Annotated in this window: 16 protein-coding genes; 9 read left to right on the forward strand and 7 right to left on the reverse strand. The window is 72.3% G+C overall.

Going from position 1 to position 16,006, the window contains the following annotated elements; all coding sequences use genetic code 11:
- Positions 1–10: 10 nt before the first annotated feature.
- Positions 11–448 carry an SRPBCC family protein gene (locus tag ND450_RS11145; protein ID WP_253326064.1) on the forward strand — a complete coding sequence of 146 codons (438 nt, stop codon included), beginning with the start codon at positions 11–13 and terminating at the stop codon, positions 446–448.
- 49 nt (positions 449–497) lie between these two features.
- Positions 498–2,138 carry a CocE/NonD family hydrolase gene (locus tag ND450_RS11150; protein WP_253326065.1) on the forward strand — a complete coding sequence of 547 codons (1,641 nt, stop codon included), beginning with the start codon at positions 498–500 and terminating at the stop codon, positions 2,136–2,138.
- A 5-nt stretch (positions 2,139–2,143) separates the two neighbouring features.
- Here ND450_RS11150 and ND450_RS11155 read toward each other — a convergent pair whose 3' ends face one another.
- On the reverse strand, positions 2,144–3,091 hold the full coding sequence (locus ND450_RS11155; RefSeq protein ID WP_253326066.1) for a YafY family protein: 948 nt from the start codon (positions 3,089–3,091) through the stop codon (positions 2,144–2,146).
- 62 nt (positions 3,092–3,153) lie between these two features.
- On the opposite strand from ND450_RS11155, the gene ND450_RS11160 reads away from it, so the two are divergent.
- Complete coding sequence (locus ND450_RS11160) at positions 3,154–4,104, forward strand: alpha/beta fold hydrolase (protein ID WP_253326067.1); 951 nt, start codon at positions 3,154–3,156, stop codon at positions 4,102–4,104.
- An 83-nt stretch (positions 4,105–4,187) separates the two neighbouring features.
- The gene (locus ND450_RS11165) at positions 4,188–5,003 is read left to right on the forward strand and encodes a MerR family transcriptional regulator (protein ID WP_253326068.1); all 816 of its coding nucleotides are present in this window, start codon (positions 4,188–4,190) and stop codon (positions 5,001–5,003) included.
- Here ND450_RS11165 and ND450_RS11170 read toward each other — a convergent pair.
- Positions 5,000–5,473, reverse strand: coding sequence for a helix-turn-helix domain-containing protein (locus tag ND450_RS11170; RefSeq protein ID WP_253326069.1), 474 nt, complete (start codon positions 5,471–5,473; stop codon positions 5,000–5,002). The two genes, ND450_RS11165 and ND450_RS11170, sit on opposite strands and share 4 nt — an antisense overlap.
- Positions 5,474–5,516: 43 nt before the next feature.
- On the opposite strand from ND450_RS11170, the gene ND450_RS11175 reads away from it, so the two are divergent.
- The 4 genes from ND450_RS11175 (at position 5,517) to ND450_RS11190 (ending at position 8,398) form a co-directional block, all read left to right on the forward strand.
- Positions 5,517–6,251 carry a nitroreductase gene (locus ND450_RS11175; RefSeq protein ID WP_253326070.1) on the forward strand — a complete coding sequence of 245 codons (735 nt, stop codon included), beginning with the start codon at positions 5,517–5,519 and terminating at the stop codon, positions 6,249–6,251.
- Between the two features lie 16 nt (positions 6,252–6,267).
- A complete protein-coding gene (locus ND450_RS11180) occupies positions 6,268–7,077 on the forward strand; it encodes an SDR family oxidoreductase (RefSeq protein WP_253326071.1) in 810 nt (269 codons plus the stop codon).
- A gap of 192 nt (positions 7,078–7,269) precedes the next feature.
- A complete protein-coding gene (tatA, locus tag ND450_RS11185) occupies positions 7,270–7,533 on the forward strand; it encodes a Sec-independent protein translocase subunit TatA (protein WP_253326072.1) in 264 nt (87 codons plus the stop codon).
- A 52-nt stretch (positions 7,534–7,585) separates the two neighbouring features.
- The gene (locus ND450_RS11190; RefSeq protein WP_253326073.1) at positions 7,586–8,398 is read left to right on the forward strand and encodes a VOC family protein; all 813 of its coding nucleotides are present in this window, start codon (positions 7,586–7,588) and stop codon (positions 8,396–8,398) included.
- Positions 8,399–8,485: 87 nt separating this feature from the next.
- Here the strand turns inward: ND450_RS11190 and ND450_RS11195 are convergent, their stop codons facing one another.
- From ND450_RS11195 to ND450_RS11215, 5 genes are all read right to left on the reverse strand, one after another.
- Complete coding sequence (locus ND450_RS11195; protein ID WP_253326074.1) at positions 8,486–8,668, reverse strand: hypothetical protein; 183 nt, start codon at positions 8,666–8,668, stop codon at positions 8,486–8,488.
- A gap of 117 nt (positions 8,669–8,785) precedes the next feature.
- Positions 8,786–11,269, reverse strand: a complete 2,484-nt coding sequence (locus ND450_RS11200) for a M12 family metallo-peptidase (protein ID WP_253326075.1) — start codon at positions 11,267–11,269, stop codon at positions 8,786–8,788.
- 81 nt (positions 11,270–11,350) lie between these two features.
- Positions 11,351–12,598: a 2-hydroxyacyl-CoA dehydratase family protein gene (locus tag ND450_RS11205; protein WP_253326076.1), complete on the reverse strand. Its 1,248-nt coding sequence runs from the start codon at positions 12,596–12,598 to the stop codon at positions 11,351–11,353.
- Positions 12,591–13,655, reverse strand: coding sequence for a 2-hydroxyacyl-CoA dehydratase family protein (locus ND450_RS11210; protein WP_253326077.1), 1,065 nt, complete (start codon positions 13,653–13,655; stop codon positions 12,591–12,593). Before ND450_RS11210 ends, ND450_RS11205 begins: the two co-directional genes overlap by 8 nt.
- 2 nt (positions 13,656–13,657) lie before the next feature.
- A complete protein-coding gene (locus ND450_RS11215; protein WP_253326078.1) occupies positions 13,658–14,890 on the reverse strand; it encodes a CaiB/BaiF CoA-transferase family protein in 1,233 nt (410 codons plus the stop codon).
- 69 nt (positions 14,891–14,959) lie between these two features.
- Here ND450_RS11215 and ND450_RS11220 point away from each other — a divergent pair, with 69 nt between their 5' ends.
- Positions 14,960–15,880 carry a PaaX family transcriptional regulator C-terminal domain-containing protein gene (locus tag ND450_RS11220; RefSeq protein WP_253326079.1) on the forward strand — a complete coding sequence of 307 codons (921 nt, stop codon included), beginning with the start codon at positions 14,960–14,962 and terminating at the stop codon, positions 15,878–15,880.
- Positions 15,881–16,006: the final 126 nt, after the last annotated feature.

Consider the following 16,006-nt stretch of genomic DNA (forward strand, 5'->3'; position numbering starts at 1 on the left):
GGGTTGGACCATGCCCAAGAGAGCCATCTCGGTCACCAGGACGATCCCCGCGCCCGCCGACCGGATCTTCGACCTCCTCGCCCACCCCGCCGGTCACGCGTTGATCGACGGGTCGGGTTCCGTGCGCGCGGCCAGGCCGGGCGGACCGGACAGGCTCGCGCTGGGCGCCACGTTCGGCATGGACATGAAGCTGGGGCTCGCCTACCGGATCGAGAACACCGTCGTCGAGTTCGACGAGAACCGCCTGATCGCGTGGCGGCACTTCAACGGCCACCGGTGGCGGTGGCGGCTCACGCCGGTCGACGCCGGGGCCACGGAGGTGACGGAGACGTTCGACTGGTCCACCGCGCGGATCCCGCTGCTGCTGGACCTGTCGTCGTTCCCGCGGCGCAACAAGGCCGCGATGGAGAAGTCGCTCGAGTTGATGGCGGCGCACTTCGCCGGCTGAGCACGGGTCCTGCTCGCCGTCCGCCCTCCGGCCTGATAGGAAAGATCAGGTGGGCACACGACCTCGCTTCGACCTCGGCGGCAAGGCCATCGGACTGCTCGTCCAGCGGCTGCTGAAGCTTCCCCCGGCCACCAGCCGCGACGTGACCGTCGAGCGAGACCTGCGGATCCCGACCCACGACGGGCGGACGCTCCTCGCGACCCACTGGGCGCCCGCCGATCCGGCCCCGGACGCACCCACCGCCGTGGTGCGCACGCCGTACGGGCGCAGCGGGCCGCTGGACTGGTTGTACGGGCGTGCCCTCGCCGAACGCGGTCTGCACGTGCTGACGGTGAGCTGCCGGGGCACGTTCGGCTCGGACGGCGACTTCCGGGCCATGCGGCACGAGCGCGAGGACGGGTTGTCGACCCTGAGCTGGCTCGCGGACCAGCCGTGGGGCGGCGACGTGGTGCTCACCGGCAGCAGCTACCTCGGCTACACGCAGTGGGCCATCGCGGCGGAGGCTCCCGTGCGGGTCAAGGCGATGGTGCCGCACGTGACGTCGTCCCGGCTCGCCCTGGCGTTCCTGCGGCCGGACCGGTTCGAGATGGAGACGCTGCTCGGCTGGTCGGTGAGCACGGCGACGCAGGAACGTCCTGGTGCGCTGTGGCGCGCGGTGCTCGGCATCGGGCGCAAGCGCGTCCAGCGGGCCATGAGCACGTTGCCGCTGGTCGACGCCGACACCGCCGCGCTCGGCCACACGTGGCCGTTCTACCAGGAGTGCCTGCACCACGACCAGGACGACCCGTACTGGAAGAACGAGGACCACTCGCCGTCCGTCGGCGACGTGACCGTGCCGGTCAGCTCGATCGCGGGCTGGTACGACATCTTCCTCGCCGACCAGCTCCGCGACTTCCAGGTGCTCAGGGCCGCCGGACGCGACGCGCACCTGACGGTCGGGCCGTGGTGGCACGGCCACACCGGCGGGATGGCCGCGGTGCTCGGGGACACGGTCGGCTGGGCCGCCGCCCACGCCCGCGGCACGGAGCCGCCGCGCAAGCCGCCGGTCCGGCTCTTCGTGATGGGTGTGGGCGAATGGCGCGACTTCGACGAGTGGCCGCCCACCGGCTACACCCCGCAGCGCTGGCACCTCGCGCCCGGCGGCGGGTTGCGGCAGGCGCCCGGAACGCAGGCACCGCCGACGTCGTTCACCTACGACCCCGCCGAGCCGACGCCGTCGCTGGGCGGGCCGAAGCTCGAGAGCCGCGGCGCGGGTCCCGTCGACAACCGCGAACTGGAGGCGCGCGACGACGTCCTGGTCTTCACCTCCGCGGTGCTGGACGCCGACGTCGAGGTGATCGGCGAGGTCACGGCGGAGGTGTGGATCCGCGCGGACCGCCCGTCCTGCGACCTCTTCGTCCGGCTGTGCGACGTGGACGAACGGGGCAGGTCGCTCAACATCTGCGACGACCTCGTCAAGGTGCGGCCGGACGGCGTGACGAAGGTGACCGTCGAGCTGTTCCCGACCGCGCACGTGTTCCGCCGCGGGCACCGGCTCCGGGTGCAGGTGTCGGCCGGGGCGTTCCCGCGCTTCGCCCGCAACCTGGGCGACGGACGGCCGTCCCACACCGCGACGGAACCGCGGAAGACCGCGGTGGAGGTCTTCCACGACGCCGACCACCCGTCCGCGGTGCTGCTGCCGCAGAAGTAGGTCCGTCAGCCGTACCGCCGCACGAGCGCCTTCCCGATCGAGGCCAACCGGTCCCGCACCTCCCGGGGCCCGGTCACCTCGACCCACTCGAGCAGCCCGGCGAACTCTCCGGCGAGCACGTGCTCGTCGTGGCCGCGGACCACGAGCTCGACTCGTCCGTCCGAAGTGGACCCTCCCACCTCGAGCCGGCCGCCGAACGCGAGCCGGAGCACGCCCACACCGTGCGGCACGCACAGCGCCCTGGCCTCCAGCGGCGTTCGCCTGCGGTCGACCTCGTCGGCGATCTCGCGCCAGCTCTCGGCGAGGTCGAAGCCGGCGGGCCGGTGCACGGGATCGCCGGTCGGCTCGGCGGACGTCACGCGGTCGACGCGGAACGTGCGCCGGCCCGCGTCGGTCTGGCAGACCAGGTACCACGACTCGCCCTTGGCGACGACGCCCAGCGGGTGGACGGTCCGCTCGGTCGCGGCGTGGTCGCGGTCGACGTAGCCGAGCCGCACCTGGACGCCGCGGATCACCGCGTCCTGCAGGGCGGTGAGGAAGTGCGGCGGGGTGCGCCCGGCCCGGCCCGCTCCCCATCCTCGCGGGTCCACGACCACCGACGACGCCGCCGCCTCGGCCTGGTCCCGGAAGGGCTCCGGCAGGGCGTGCACGAGCTTGCGCAGGGCGGTCTTCACGGCCGGCGTCGCGACCGAGGCCGGGCCCGCGACCAGGAACAGGGCGCGGGCCTCCCCCTCGGTCAGCCCGGACAGGTCGGTGCGGGCGCCGCCCACCAGGCGCCAGCCGCCACCGCGGCCCTGCGTGGAGTAGAGCGGCACCCCCGCCACGGCCAGGGCGTCGAGGTCGCGGCGAGCGGTGCGCTCGGAGACCTCCAGTTCCCTCGCGACCTCGGCCGCGGTCACCTGCCCGCGCCGTTGCAGCAGGAGCAGGACGGCCACCAGCCGGTCGGTTCGCACAGGGGCAAGATTCCACGAAAACCGGTCACGAGGTGACCGGTTTCGGTCCGCAAGATCGCCGCATGACCTCACCGACCAGTCCTGAGCCCACCCTCGTCCCGGTCAACGGAGTGGAGCTCGAAGTCTTCGAAGCGGGACGGCACAACACGGGCGGGGCCGTCGTGCTCTGCCACGGCTGGCCGGAGCACGCCTTCTCCTGGCGCCACCAGATGCCCGCCCTCGCCGCCGCGGGCTACCACGTCATCGCCCCGAACCAGCGGGGGTACGGGAACTCCTCACGCCCGGCGGACGTGACGGCCTACGACCTCGACCACCTGACGGGCGACCTCGTCGCCCTCCTCGACCACTACGGCTACGAGGACGCCACCTTCGTCGGGCACGACTGGGGTGCCACGGTCGTCTGGGGACTGGCGCTGCTGCACCCGAAGCGCGTCAACAAGATCGTGAACCTGAGCGTCCCCTACCTCGAACGCGGCGAGAAGCCCTGGATCGAGTTCCTCGAGGAACTGCTCGGTCCCGACTCCTACTTCGTCCACTTCAACCGGAGGCCGGGCGTCGCGGACGCGGTGTTCGAGGCGAACACCGAGCAGTTCCTCCGCAACCTGTACCGCAAGAACGAGCCTCCGCGCGCACCGCGGCCGGGCATGGCGTTCATCGAACTCGCCCTGGACGAGACGCCGCTCGGCGACCCCGTGCTGAGCGACGACGAACTGGCCGTCTACGTCTCGGCCTTCGAGTCGTCGGGGTTCACCGGCGGCATCAACTGGTACCGCAACCTCGACCGCAACTGGCACCTGCTCGCGGACGCCGACCCGGTCGTCCACCAGCCCGCGCTGATGATCTACGGGGAGCGGGACGCGGTCCAGAAGTCCCCGAACCTCACGGACTTCGTCCCGAACGCGGAGGTGGTCACGCTGGACTGCGGACACTGGATCCAGCAGGAGGAACCGGAGGAGACGACCCGGGCGATCCTGAGCTGGTTGCGGCGGCAGGACTCGGCGACCGCCGACTGAGCGGATCACCTCGTGTGTTGCACGTGACGCGGCGGCATGTGATGTCCTTCGGGGCATCACATGCTCGAAAGGCACCGTCTGCGATGCACTTCTCCTTCACGCCGCCCCGCCAGGTCAAGATCGGTGATGCCGCCGCCTTCGCCGGAACGACCCCGCGCGCCATCCGCCACTACCACCAGATCGGCCTGCTCCCCGAGCCCGAACGGGGCGGGGACGGCCGTCGCCGCTACGGCCACGACGACATGATCCGGCTGCTGTGGATCCGCAGGGTGGCGGAGACCGGCATCAGGCTGGACGACGTGCGGGCCGCGTTCGACGAGACGTGGGACATCGAGGAGAACCTGGGCCGGCTGGAGGAGTCCCTGACCGCCCAGGAGGCCGACATCAGGCGTCAGCGCCTGGCCGTCCAGCGGCTGCGCGCCGTGGGAAGCCCGCTGGGACTGCTCTCCGACCTCGTGTCGGACCGGCTCCGCCACCTGCCGCCCGGCTCGCTGCGCCCGTCCGACCTGGACGCCCTGATGGTCACCGAGCGGATCTTCGGTGGGGTGGCCGCCGCGGTCCAGGCGAGCACGTTCATCGTGCTGGCCACCGATCCCGAACTCCGGGCCGAGGAGGACCGTCTCGACGCGGCCGAAGCCGCCCTCGACGACGGTGTCGAGCCCGACGACCCGCGCGTCGAGGAACTCGCCCTGCGGCGCCACGCCCACCACCAGGCACTGGTGCGGGCCATCGAGGCCGCCGGGCTGGACGCGGCCGAGGAGGAGCTGTTCGACATGGACGACGAGGAGCACGTGAGGGAGATGAGCGCGGTCACGGCGTTGACCAAGATGCCGTACGACTTCTCCCCCGCCCGCATGCGCTGCATCGAACGCACGGCACAGCTCCTCGCGGAAAGCTAACCCCGCGTCGCCGCCTCGGCGTGCACCAGCAGACCAGGCCCCGCCTCGGGCACGACGTCGTGCGCGGTCATGCGCTCGCCGCAGCAGTCGCACGCCAGCGTGACCCGTGCCTCGCCGGCGCAGTCGCGGTGCCGGTAGTGCACCGGCGGCCCGTCCGGTGCCATGTGGGTGTCGCCCCAGTCCTTCACGGCCATCAGGATCGGGTAGAGGTCGTGCCCCTTGCGGCTGAGCCGGTACTCGCCGTGCTCGCCGTCCGCGGCCTGCTGCCGCACCAGGATGCCGTGCTCGACGAGCCGGCCGAGCCGGTCCTGCAGGCGGCTGCGCGGGATGCCCAGGTTGTTCTGGAACGCGTTGAACCGCCGCACACCCGCGAACGCCTCCTTGAGGACCAGGAACGTCCACCGGTCCCCCAGCACCACCAGTGGGCGGGTGATCGAGCAGGGCAGGTCGGCGAGCTCTTCGTACCGCATGACCCGACCCTACCTAATTCGGTCTCTTTTCGAGACCACTCTCGTGCTAGCGTCGGTCTCGAAAAGAGACCGCCTGGAGGTCGTCCTGAACACCGACACGTCCCCGGACCTGCACGAGGCGCTGCACCGGCTGCTCGCCGAGAGGTGGACCTGCCGCCAGTTCCTGCCCGAGCCGGTCCCGAGGAACACCATCGACCAGATGCTCACCCTCGCCCAGCGCACCCCGTCGTGGTGCAACACCCAGCCGTGGCACGTGGTCGTCACGGAGGGCGCGGCGACGGACCGGCTGCGCACGCGGCTGCTCGAGCACCTGCGGGCGAACCCGGGCGAACCGGACTTCCCCTTCCCCGCGCAGTACACGGGCGTCTACCAGGAACGCCGCCGGGAGTGCGGCAAGCAGCTCTACACGAGCGTCGGCGTCGAACGCGGCGACCACGAGGCCGCCGGACGGCAGATGCTGCGCAACTTCGAGCTGTTCGACGCCCCGCACGTCGCGATCATCACCACCGAGGCCGACCTCGGCGTCTACGGCGCGATCGACTGCGGCCTCTACCTCAACTCGTTCCTGCTCGCCGCGCAGAGCCTCGGCCTCGCCGCGGCACCGCAGGCCGCGCTCGCGGGGTACTCCGGCTTCCTGCGCGACCACTTCGCCCTCCCGGACACCCGGCGCGTCGTCGTCGGGGTCTCGTTCGGCCACCCCGACACCACTCATCCGGCCAACGGGTTCCGCACGACGCGCGCGGACATCGACTCCGCCGTGACGTGGCACTCCGAATGACGCGATACTGCCTGCCATGACGGCGAAAGCGGGCGCGGTCGTGACCGGGGCCGGGCGGGGCGTGGGCAGGCTGGTCGCGCGGATGCTGGTCGAACGCGGCTACACGGTGCTCGTCACCGATGTCGACGAGGCAACCGCGACCGCGACGGCCACCGAGATCGGCGCGCTCGCACGCGTGCTCGACGTGCGCGACGAGGCGGCCGTGGAAGCCGCGCGCGACGACATCGTTGCCCGTGCGGGCCGGCTCGACGTGTGGGTCAACAACGCCGGGGTGCTGGTGACCGGGCCCGCGTGGGAGCAGGACGCCACCACCCGCAGGTTGATGGTCGAGGTCAACGCCCTCGGCACCATCAACGGGACCGTCGCCGCGATCCAGGCCATGCGCGGCAACGGCGGCGGGCACGTCGTGAACGTCGTGTCCCTGGCGGGCATCACGCCCGTCGTGGGCGAGGCGGTGTACGCCGCCTCCAAGCACGCGGCCATCGGCTTCAGCCTCAGCACCCTCGCCGACCTCCGGCAGGCGGGTGTCCACGACGTCGACATCTCGTGCGTCTGCCCGGACGGCATCTGGACGCCGATGCTGCACGACAAGCTCGACGACCCGGCGGCCGCGCTGTCGTTCTCCGGCACCCTGTTGCAGCCCGAGGACATCGCCGCCGCCGTCGCCGCCGTGCTCGACCGGCCGCGGCCGGTGGTCACCGTTCCGCGGTGGCGGGGAGCGCTGGCCAGGCTCGCCGACACGTTCCCGCGGTTCGGGTTGCGGGCGATTCCGTTCATGGTGGCGCGGGGCCGCCGGACGCAGCGCAGGCTCGCGGCGCGGGACTGATCCCACTCACCCGCAGGCCCAGGTCCTGCGTTCCGGACATTCGGTGCGCCACAGCACATTCGAGACGGACTGTCCGATTTGGACGGTGTGACGGCGGTCGCGCCAACGCTGAACACACCTGGGCCGGGCTAAGGTCGGTGGCGGGCCTCAGGCAAGCGGGGCCCGTTCGTCCCGTCCCGGAGGAAGTGAGTCATGTCCAACCTCGGCGCCACCGAACTGCTGATCATCGCCGCGGTGATCCTGTTGCTCTTCGGCAGCAAGAAGCTCCCCGAGATGGCCCGGTCGCTCGGGCGCTCCGCCAAGATCCTCAAGGCCGAGACCTCGGGCTCGCGCGACGACGAGGCGCCGGCGGCCCCCACGGCGGACGACGCGCGGGTCGCCCGGCTCCAGCAGCAGGTCGACGACTTGCAGCAGCAACTCAGGGCCGCGCAGCAGACGCCCAAGACCCACCCGTGATGCGCGGGCACGCATCGCGACCGACGACGTCCTCCAGGAGCCGGCGCCTTTCATGATCATCCGACCGGGGCACCCGTGCTGGGTGGAGCTCGCCACGAACGACACCGAGCGCAGCACGCGGTTCTACGAGAGCGTGTTCGGCTGGAAGCACCACTGGACGCGGGACGACGCGGGTGAGGACTACGCGATCGCCCTGCTGGACGACGAGCCGGTGGCCGGCGTCCGCCCGCTGGGCCGGGCGACCCTGGACTGGACCCCCTACCTGGCCGTCGCCGACCTGGACGCGGCGAGCGAGCGGGTGGGCCGTCTCGGCGGCACCGTGCTGGAGGCGCGGCCGCAGGTCCTGCCAGGGCTCGTGACCAAGGTGCTGGTCGACGACCCCAGCGGCGCCACGGTCGGCATCGCGCAGCCCGTGGACGGCGGAGGTTTCACCGCGGGTGTGCCCGGAGCGCTCGTGTGGCTGGAGTTCGTCACGCGCGGCCCGCGCCGCGCCGACCCGTTCTACGGCGCGCTGTTCGGCTATCGGCAGCGGCAGGTCGGTGACGGCACGTCCGTGGACCACGTCGTGTACTCCACCGGCGGCGACACCGTGATCGGCCGCGTCCGGATGGCACCGGACACCCCCGCGTCCGTGCCCCCGAGGTGGATCGCGCACTTCGCCGCACCGGAAGGCCTGGGCTTCGACGAGACGCTGCACCGGGCTCGTTCCGCGGGTGCCCGGCTCCGCTTCCAGCCCTATCCCTCGCCCCTGGGCCAGGTGGCGGTGCTGGCCGACCCGCTCGGCACCCGTTTCGCGATCATCGATCCGGAACTGGCCTCGGACTGGGACAGTGCCACGCCTGCTGACGACCCCTACGACGACTGACCACCGTCCGGCGGGTCGCGGACCGGGAGAACTCCGACCGCGACCCCGCCGGTGCCCGCGTCGAGCCGGGCTTCGTCGTCCCGCGGTTCATCCGGCGGCGCCGGGGTGCGGGGCCGGGTCGGCCGGTTCGCGGAAGAGTCCGGCGTACGACCGCCCGCCCTCGTCGGGCGAGGCGCCGGCGGTCGTCCTGGCGCTGACCACGTCCGGGTGGCTGAAGAGCCCGTGTGCCGGAAGTGCGGGCGTCGAGTGCGTGGCGTGCTGGATCTGCAATTCACTGGCTCTCTGTGCTGTCCGTGTCCTGCACGGGCTTCCCGACGCCGGCTTGCGCGGCGTCGCGCGCCCTGGATGCCCACTGCGGACGATCATCAACCGTCGAACCGCCGGGCTTCACCAGGTGATGGTCAGATCGGCGTCGTTCAGGTCGAAGAAGACGTTGGCGGCGGCCTCGATCCTGATCCTGCCCTGGTCGGTCCGCACCCTCGGCAACCGCACGGTCTCGGCGCCGTCGTTGCGGGTGCGGGAGGCGAGCACGTGCGGGAAGGTCCGCCCGCCGTCGGTGGAGAAGGTGATCCGGACGGCGTCCGCGCTCACCGGGGCACTCGCCGTGCCGGCCACGTCCCAGGTGATCCGCTGCTGCGAGCCACCGCGGTACGACGAGCGGGATCCGTGCGAGGTCACCAGGAACGGACCGGCGTTCGGCGCGATCACGAGTTCCGTGTCGGCGCTGCCGATCCCGCCGCCGCCCTGCCTGCCGTCGCGGGCGGTGAGTCTGAAGTGGAGGGTGCGGGAACCGTCCACGCCGATCCAGTCGGCGGTGGGCAGGAACTCCGAGTAGCAGTCGACGAGAGCGGCGGGCACGTTCGTGTCGAAGCCGGTCTCCGGAGCTGGAGGGGGCGGTGCGGCCGGGCACCGCCCGCTGACCGCGTTGGTGTTGTTCGCCACGATCTGCGCCAGATCCGGGAAGACGCGCCTCGGATCGGTGGTCGCGGTGTTGGCGCCGGGCGAACGGTACTTCAGCGCGTCCTCGGGGCTCACGACGGCGGCGGTGCCGAACACGCGGAACAGGGGCCCGTCGGTCTTGGTGTTGTTCACGAGCGACGTGGGGTTCTCCCCTCCGCGGTCGTTCTGCTCCCACAGGTAGGTCACCGGGTCGCCGTCGGGGTCGTCGGCCCTGCCCGTCAGGGCGAACGGGGTGCGCGCCGGGATGGTGTGCCGCGCGGGCGCGGTCACGACCGGCACGTGGTTGCGGGTGGTCAGGACGCGGTGGCCGCCGTTGACCGCGGGGCCGCCCTTGACCGTCTCGCCGACCCACCCGGACCCGCCGGCGACGTCGATCCCCAGCGAGGGCGGGTTCGTCCCCGCCAGGCTCCCCCCGAACGTCACCTGGAAACCGGTGGTGTCGAAGGGGGTGGGTCGGTTCACGTTGTCCCCGAGGCCCGCGACCTCGACCTGTCCCCCGGCGGGCAGGACCGCCTCCAGGGCGGCTTCGACCGCCTGCCGGCTGTAGGCGTCGTAGGTGATCGGTGCCGTCGTCCGGCCGTCGTGGGTCAGCGTGAACGAGTCGCCGGCGCCGAAGTCGCGCAGGGACGCGTTCTGCACCTCGTCCGCGTTCCACGACCAGGGAGTCGCCGCGAAGGAGGCGATCTCCGCGCGGGAACGGTGGGAGAAGTAGGCGTCGCTGTGGCGCTGCAGGTTGTCCTGCTGGCAGATGCCCGCGTACGACATGATCGTCGACCCGCTGCCCGGTTCGTAGGACGACTCGGCCGAGCGCTGTCCGGTGCCGCAGCCGAACTGGTCGCCGTTGAACGTGTGCTCGGCGCCGAACTGGTGCCCCATCTCGTGCGCCAGGTAGTCGACGGCGAAGGCGTCACCGACGGGGGTGGCGATGCCCGAGCACCCGGCCGCCTTGTCGGAGCCGCCCACTCCCGGCACCCCCGCCCCGCCGCCGCGCACGCCCAGCGCGACGTGCCCGATCTCGTAGTTGCTCGCCCCGATCAGCTGACCCAGCACCGTCGCGGCGTTGCCCAGGGTCCCGGTGACGCACCGTTCCAGCTCCTCGGGACGGAAGCAGGGGGCCGCTCCGCACGGTCCGTTCGGGCCGGTCGCCTCGGCGTCGGTGCTGAGGCTGGTCCGCTCGGAGCCGTTGGCCAGCAGCAGCCGGATGGCGAGCTCGTCCTCGTAGATCTGCGCGATCCGGTTGACGAGGGACGCCTTGGCGGCGATCACGTTCTCCACGCCGAAGTACCGCGCGTAGGACGGGTCGGTGATGATCGCCATCCGGTAGACGCGCACCTGCACGAGCGGACCCGTGGTGGCCCGCGCGGGGACCGGCCGCCGTGACGCGTACTCGACCTCCGCTTCCCGCAACGGATCCGACGGACTCAGGGCACGGCCGTAGGAGCTGTGGTAGAGGCCCTGGTCGCGGTGCGAGTGCGGGGCGACCGACCACTGCCCCCGCTGCGACCTCACCGAGGCGCGGAACCCCAGTGGTGTCAGCTCGGCGCGGACCGACGCGGCCGGGTCGTCCAGCCCCCGGCCCGCATACGTCCTGATCTCCGGGTGTTGCGCCGCCAGCCCGGCCTCCATCACCGGCGAGTCCGCCAGCGCGAACCGCTCGAACGTGCCCGCGGGTGTCGGCAGCACGACCTCGACGGTGCCCGTTCCGGCCAGGGCGGCGGCCATCGCGGACCGGTCGAGGGTGAACCCGGCGGTGCCCTGCCGGGCCGATCGCGACGCGATCACGTCGTCGCCCGCCCTGGTCCACGGGTTGCCCGCCGCGGCGGCGGTGCCCGGCGCGGTCACCAGGGCGCCGGCCGTGACAGCGGTCAGCAGCGCGGTCAGGGCTCTGCGGGTCGACGAACGGGTGGCCATGTGACGTCTCCTGGGGAAGTCGGTGCCCGGTTCGGGGTGTTCACATGCCGGTCGTGGTGGTCCTGCGCCGGGGCGGCGGCCTCACCGGCGCACGACCTCCCGCTCCAGCCACTCCTCCATAGCGCGTTCCGCGGTCTCCGGGAAGGAACGGGTGTCCACGTTGTCCGCGTGGAGTTCGTACACGGGGAAACCTGCGGCGCGGAGGGCGCGGGTGGTGAAGTAGCCGCCTCGCGCGTCGTCGGAGACGAGGTGCACCACCCCGTCGACGCGGTGGAGCCTGGCCTCCTTCACGTACCACTCGCTGGACCACGGTGGTGTGTAGAGCTGGTCGTGGAAGGAGGCGAACCGGGCCGCGAGCGTCCGCAGCGGGTCGTCGCCGTAGCGGGGATAGCCGTCGGCCGCGATGGCGAGGTACATGGACCACACGAACACCGCGCCGTGCCGTTCCTCGAACCTGCGGTAGAAGTCCATGTCGAACCACAGGCCGCGGCCGATCCACATGAGCCGGGCCCGCTCGTCCTCGCACACCGCCGCACCCGCCCGGACGCGGTCCTCGACCTCCTCGTAGAACCGCTGGGCGGCGTCGCGCGCCCACTCCGATCCCCGGTGCCACTGCGGGATCATGACGCTCGGGATGCTGTCGGTGACGGCGAGCGGGCTCGGCGTCGTGCGGGCGATGAGGTCGCGGCTGCGCCGGTTCCACTCCGCCTGTTCGTTGACGAGGTCGAGCACCCGCCGCAACGCGCGCTCGCTGAACACGTGACCCGTCGTCGTCTCCAGGAAGCGGATCAGGTTGTGCAGCTCGGACACCATCAGGTCGAGCCTCGCCGTGCCGACCGCCTTCTCCCAGTCGTGCGGCATCAGGTCCCACCAGTTCACCGGGACCGCGTTCTCGGCCGCGCTCTCCAATGCGTAGTAGGTGATGCCGGGCCGGCTGCCCCACACGTCGAAGATCTTGCGGCCGCCGTCGCCGACGGTCTCGGCCAGCACGATCGTCGGGCGGGGCAGGCCGCCCCACGGCGCGTTGTGCGGTTCCGGGTCGAAGAGCGACGCCAGCGAGATCGAGCTGTACTGCTCGGTGTGGTCCGGGTAGCCGCGCTCGCGCAGGAGTTCGAGGTGGTGGGGCGCCCTCTGCTTGGCGGCCACCACGGAGGCCCACCACTGGTTGACCACGTACGGGATCTCCATGGCGCGGAAGATCTCCTGCGGGGCGTCGGCGTTCACCAGCGCCAGCGGCCCGCCCGCCGCGACGGGCTCGTGCAGGCCCTGGAACCACTCGCGCTGGTAGCGGGTCGCCTCGGTCGCCGAGGCCAGCAGCTTCTCAGCCAACGAACACCTCCGCGAGGTCGATCGAGCCGTACTCCTGGTGCTCGAACATCACGGCCGGGATGCCGTGCCGCCCCAGGGCCTCCTTCTGCGCCGGGAAGTCCCACGGCGGGGCGTCGTCGTTGCGGCGGACGTACGACACGACCAGCTCGGCCGCGCGGTCGACGGCCGCGCGCGCCGTGTGCGCGGCCCGGTCGGCGATGGAGCCGCGGGCGGCGGTGGGGCCGTTGTACTGGTAACGCTCCACGAGCGCCGCGAGGGTGGGTTCGCCCACGAGCCGCGCGGCGAGGAGGTCTCCCCAGTCGTGGTCCTCGCCGACCACGACGCACCCCGCCTCCTCCAGCGACCGGTACACCTCCGGGTTGTCGTGCGAGCTGCCCGTGACGAAGATCCGGCGTCCCGCGTGGACGTCCAAATCGGACTTGAGCAGCTGCCGCAGCAACCGGTTGTGCTCCACCACGGGGAGGACGGCACCGAACGCCGCCAGCGCCTGCACCCCGGTCAGCCGGAGGTCGCGACGCAGGGCGGACACCGCGCGCCACAGGTCGCGGCGGGCGTCGTGCGCCATGATCGCCGACGCGATCCGCGGCCCGGTCAGCCGCGTCCCGGTCCACCGCTCCAGCACGGCGACCAGTTCGGCGAAGCGGCCCTCGACGTACCGCGTGGTCGTCCAGTGCGGCAGGTGCAGCACGTCGACCAGGTACGTCTCCGGCAGGCCGAGGCCGGGTTCGAGCCGCCGCAGCTCCCGCACGGCGTAGAACAGCCGCAGCGAGGCCTCGCAGTCGCGCGACACCAGCAGCCGGTCGAGCCTGCCGTACTCCCCCGTGAGCAGGCGGGTGAGCACTGACGGGGCGGACGGGTCGACGCCGCGGCCCAGGTAGGTCTCGCCCTCGGTGACGTCCATGCCCGGCCGGCCCGCCAGGCGCACGGGAAGCGCGCCGGCGGCGGTCACGAGCTCCACCGGGACGTCCTGGCCGACGCAGCCGATCACGAGCCCGTCCGCGGCGACCGGGTACCGCCGCTCGTAGTGGCCGACCAGTTGTTCCAGAGGGGTGGCCACGGTCAGATCACCCGATCCGCGCGCAGGGCGGCGAGGCGGTCCCCGTCGTAGCCGAGGAGGTCGCCGTACACCAGGTCGTTGTGCTCGCCCAGGGCCGGTGCCGGCCGGTCGAAGCCGGCGGCCGAACCGGAGAACACGATCGGCACCCCGGTGGCGGAGATGTCCGCGGTGGCGCCGTGGGACGGGTGGGTCAGCGCGACCACCTCGTTGCGCGCGCGGACGAGCGGGTCCCGGACGGCCTCCGCGGGTTCCCGCACCTCGGCGGCCGGCACGCCGTTCTCGACGAGCGACGCCACCGCCGCGGCGCGGTCCTGCCCCGCCGCCCACGTCCCGATCAGCTCGTGCAGCGCGGTCGCGTTCGCCACCCTCGCGTCCCTGGTGGCGAACCGGGGATCCGCCGCGAGTCCCGGTTCCTCCATGGCCTGGAACACCCCCGCCGCGAACCGGTCGGTCGGGCCGCAGAGCGCGAGCCACCCGTCCTTGGCCTCGAACAAGCCGAACGGCGCGAGTCTCGGCACAAGAGAACCCGTGCGTTGCACCAGGCCGACGGCCGCATACGCGTCGAAGGGCTCGCACGCGACGAGTGACGTCAACGCGCCGAGCATCGACACGTCCACGAGCTGCCCCACGCCCGTCCGGTCGGCCTGCACGAGCGCGGCGAGGGTGCCGATGACCGCGAACAGCGGCGCCACCAGATCGCCGACCGGCAGGCCGTTGCGGACCGGGTCGTCGCCCTCCTGCCCGGCGGTGCCCATGATCCCGGACAGCGCCTGCACGATCGTGTCCATGGCCTTCGCCGGCCCGCCCTGGGCACCGAACCCGCTGATCGACGTGTAGACCAGCCTGGGGTTCACGGCCAGCATCGCCGCGGGGTCGATGCCGAGCCGGGTGGTGACACCCGCGCTGTAGTTCTCCACCAGCACGTCGGCCCGCCGCACCAGGTCGGTCAGGACACCACGGCCGTCGGGGTGTTTGAGGTCGAGCGTCACGCTCTCCTTGTTCCGCCCTCGCAGCAGCATCGACACCGACATGTCGTCGTCGTGGACCCGCCCGAGCCCGAGCCCGTCGCGACCGAGGTACGGCGCGTTGCCGCGCGAGGAGTCCCCGCCGGTCCGCGGGTTCTCCACCTTGATCACGCGCGCGCCCAGTCCCCCGAGCAGCAGGGTGGCGTAGGGCCCGGCCAGGGCCGTCGTGAGATCGACGACCGTCCGCCCGGCGAGTGGTTGCTCGGTCACCTGCGCACCTCCTCGGTCACGACCGGCACGATCCGTGACGGCCGGCATCCCGCCTTACACTCGTTGATCGTGACGGCCACGCCGCGATCCGCCTCTCCGCGCGGACCCCGCTCCGACCTGCTCCCCCGCCAGCAGCACGGCGGCGCGCCGCAGCACCTGCTCATGACGCTCTACGCGGACTACTGGCTCTCCAGCGGCGGTCGGCCGTCGTCGGCGGCGCTGGTGCGGCTGCTGTCCGAGTTCGGGGTCACCGAGACCAGCGGGCGGGCGGCCCTGAGCAGGCTGTCCCGCCGCGGCATGATCACCGTGCACCGCAACGGGCGCCGCACGTTCTACGGCGTGGAGGGTTCCGCGGCGGTGACGCTGGGCGACTCGGTCCGCCGGGTGCTGTCGTTCGGACTGACGTCGCAGCCCTGGGACGGCACGTGGACGACGGTCGCGTTCTCCGTCCCCGAGGAGCAGCGCGAGGTGCGCCACCAGTTGCGCACGCGACTGCGGTGGCTCGGGTTCGCGCCCATCTTCGACGGTTTCTGGATCTCGCCGACCGCGTCCGGCGAGGACGCCGTCAGCGAGCTCGACGCGCTCGGCGTGACGAGCGCGGTCGTGCTGCGCAGCAGCGGCCCGGTCGGTGGACGGCCGCTGACGGAGGCCTGGAACCTCGACGAGGTGCGCGACCTGTACGACCGGTTCGTGGACGCGGTGTCGCCGCTGGCCGAGCAGGTCCGCGCGGGCCGGGTCACGGCGGCCGAGGCACTGGTGCGCCGCACGGAGGTCATGGACGAGTGGCGCACGTTCCGGTGGAAGGACCCCAACCTCCCGCACGAGCTGCTGCCCGCCGACTGGCCCCGTGACACCGCACGGGCGTTGTTCGCCGAGGTCTACGACGGGCTCGGGCCGCTGGCCGAGCACCGGGTGCGCCAGGTCGTCCTCGAGCTCGACCCGGAGGACGTCGACCTGGTCCGCCACCACACCACCCACCGGGCGCCCTGACCCGTCACCGAGCGCGGTTCGGCGGCGAGGACTCGACCACATCCGCACTCCCCTCGCACCACTCAAAGCTCGACTCATACTCGACCAGTCGCTAAGCAAAGTGTCAAGCATTTTCGCTCCACACTC

Origin of the sequence: Lentzea sp. HUAS12 (genome assembly GCF_024125735.1) — a bacterium.
In the GTDB taxonomy this organism is placed as follows: Bacteria; Actinomycetota; Actinomycetes; order Mycobacteriales; family Pseudonocardiaceae; genus Lentzea; species Lentzea albida.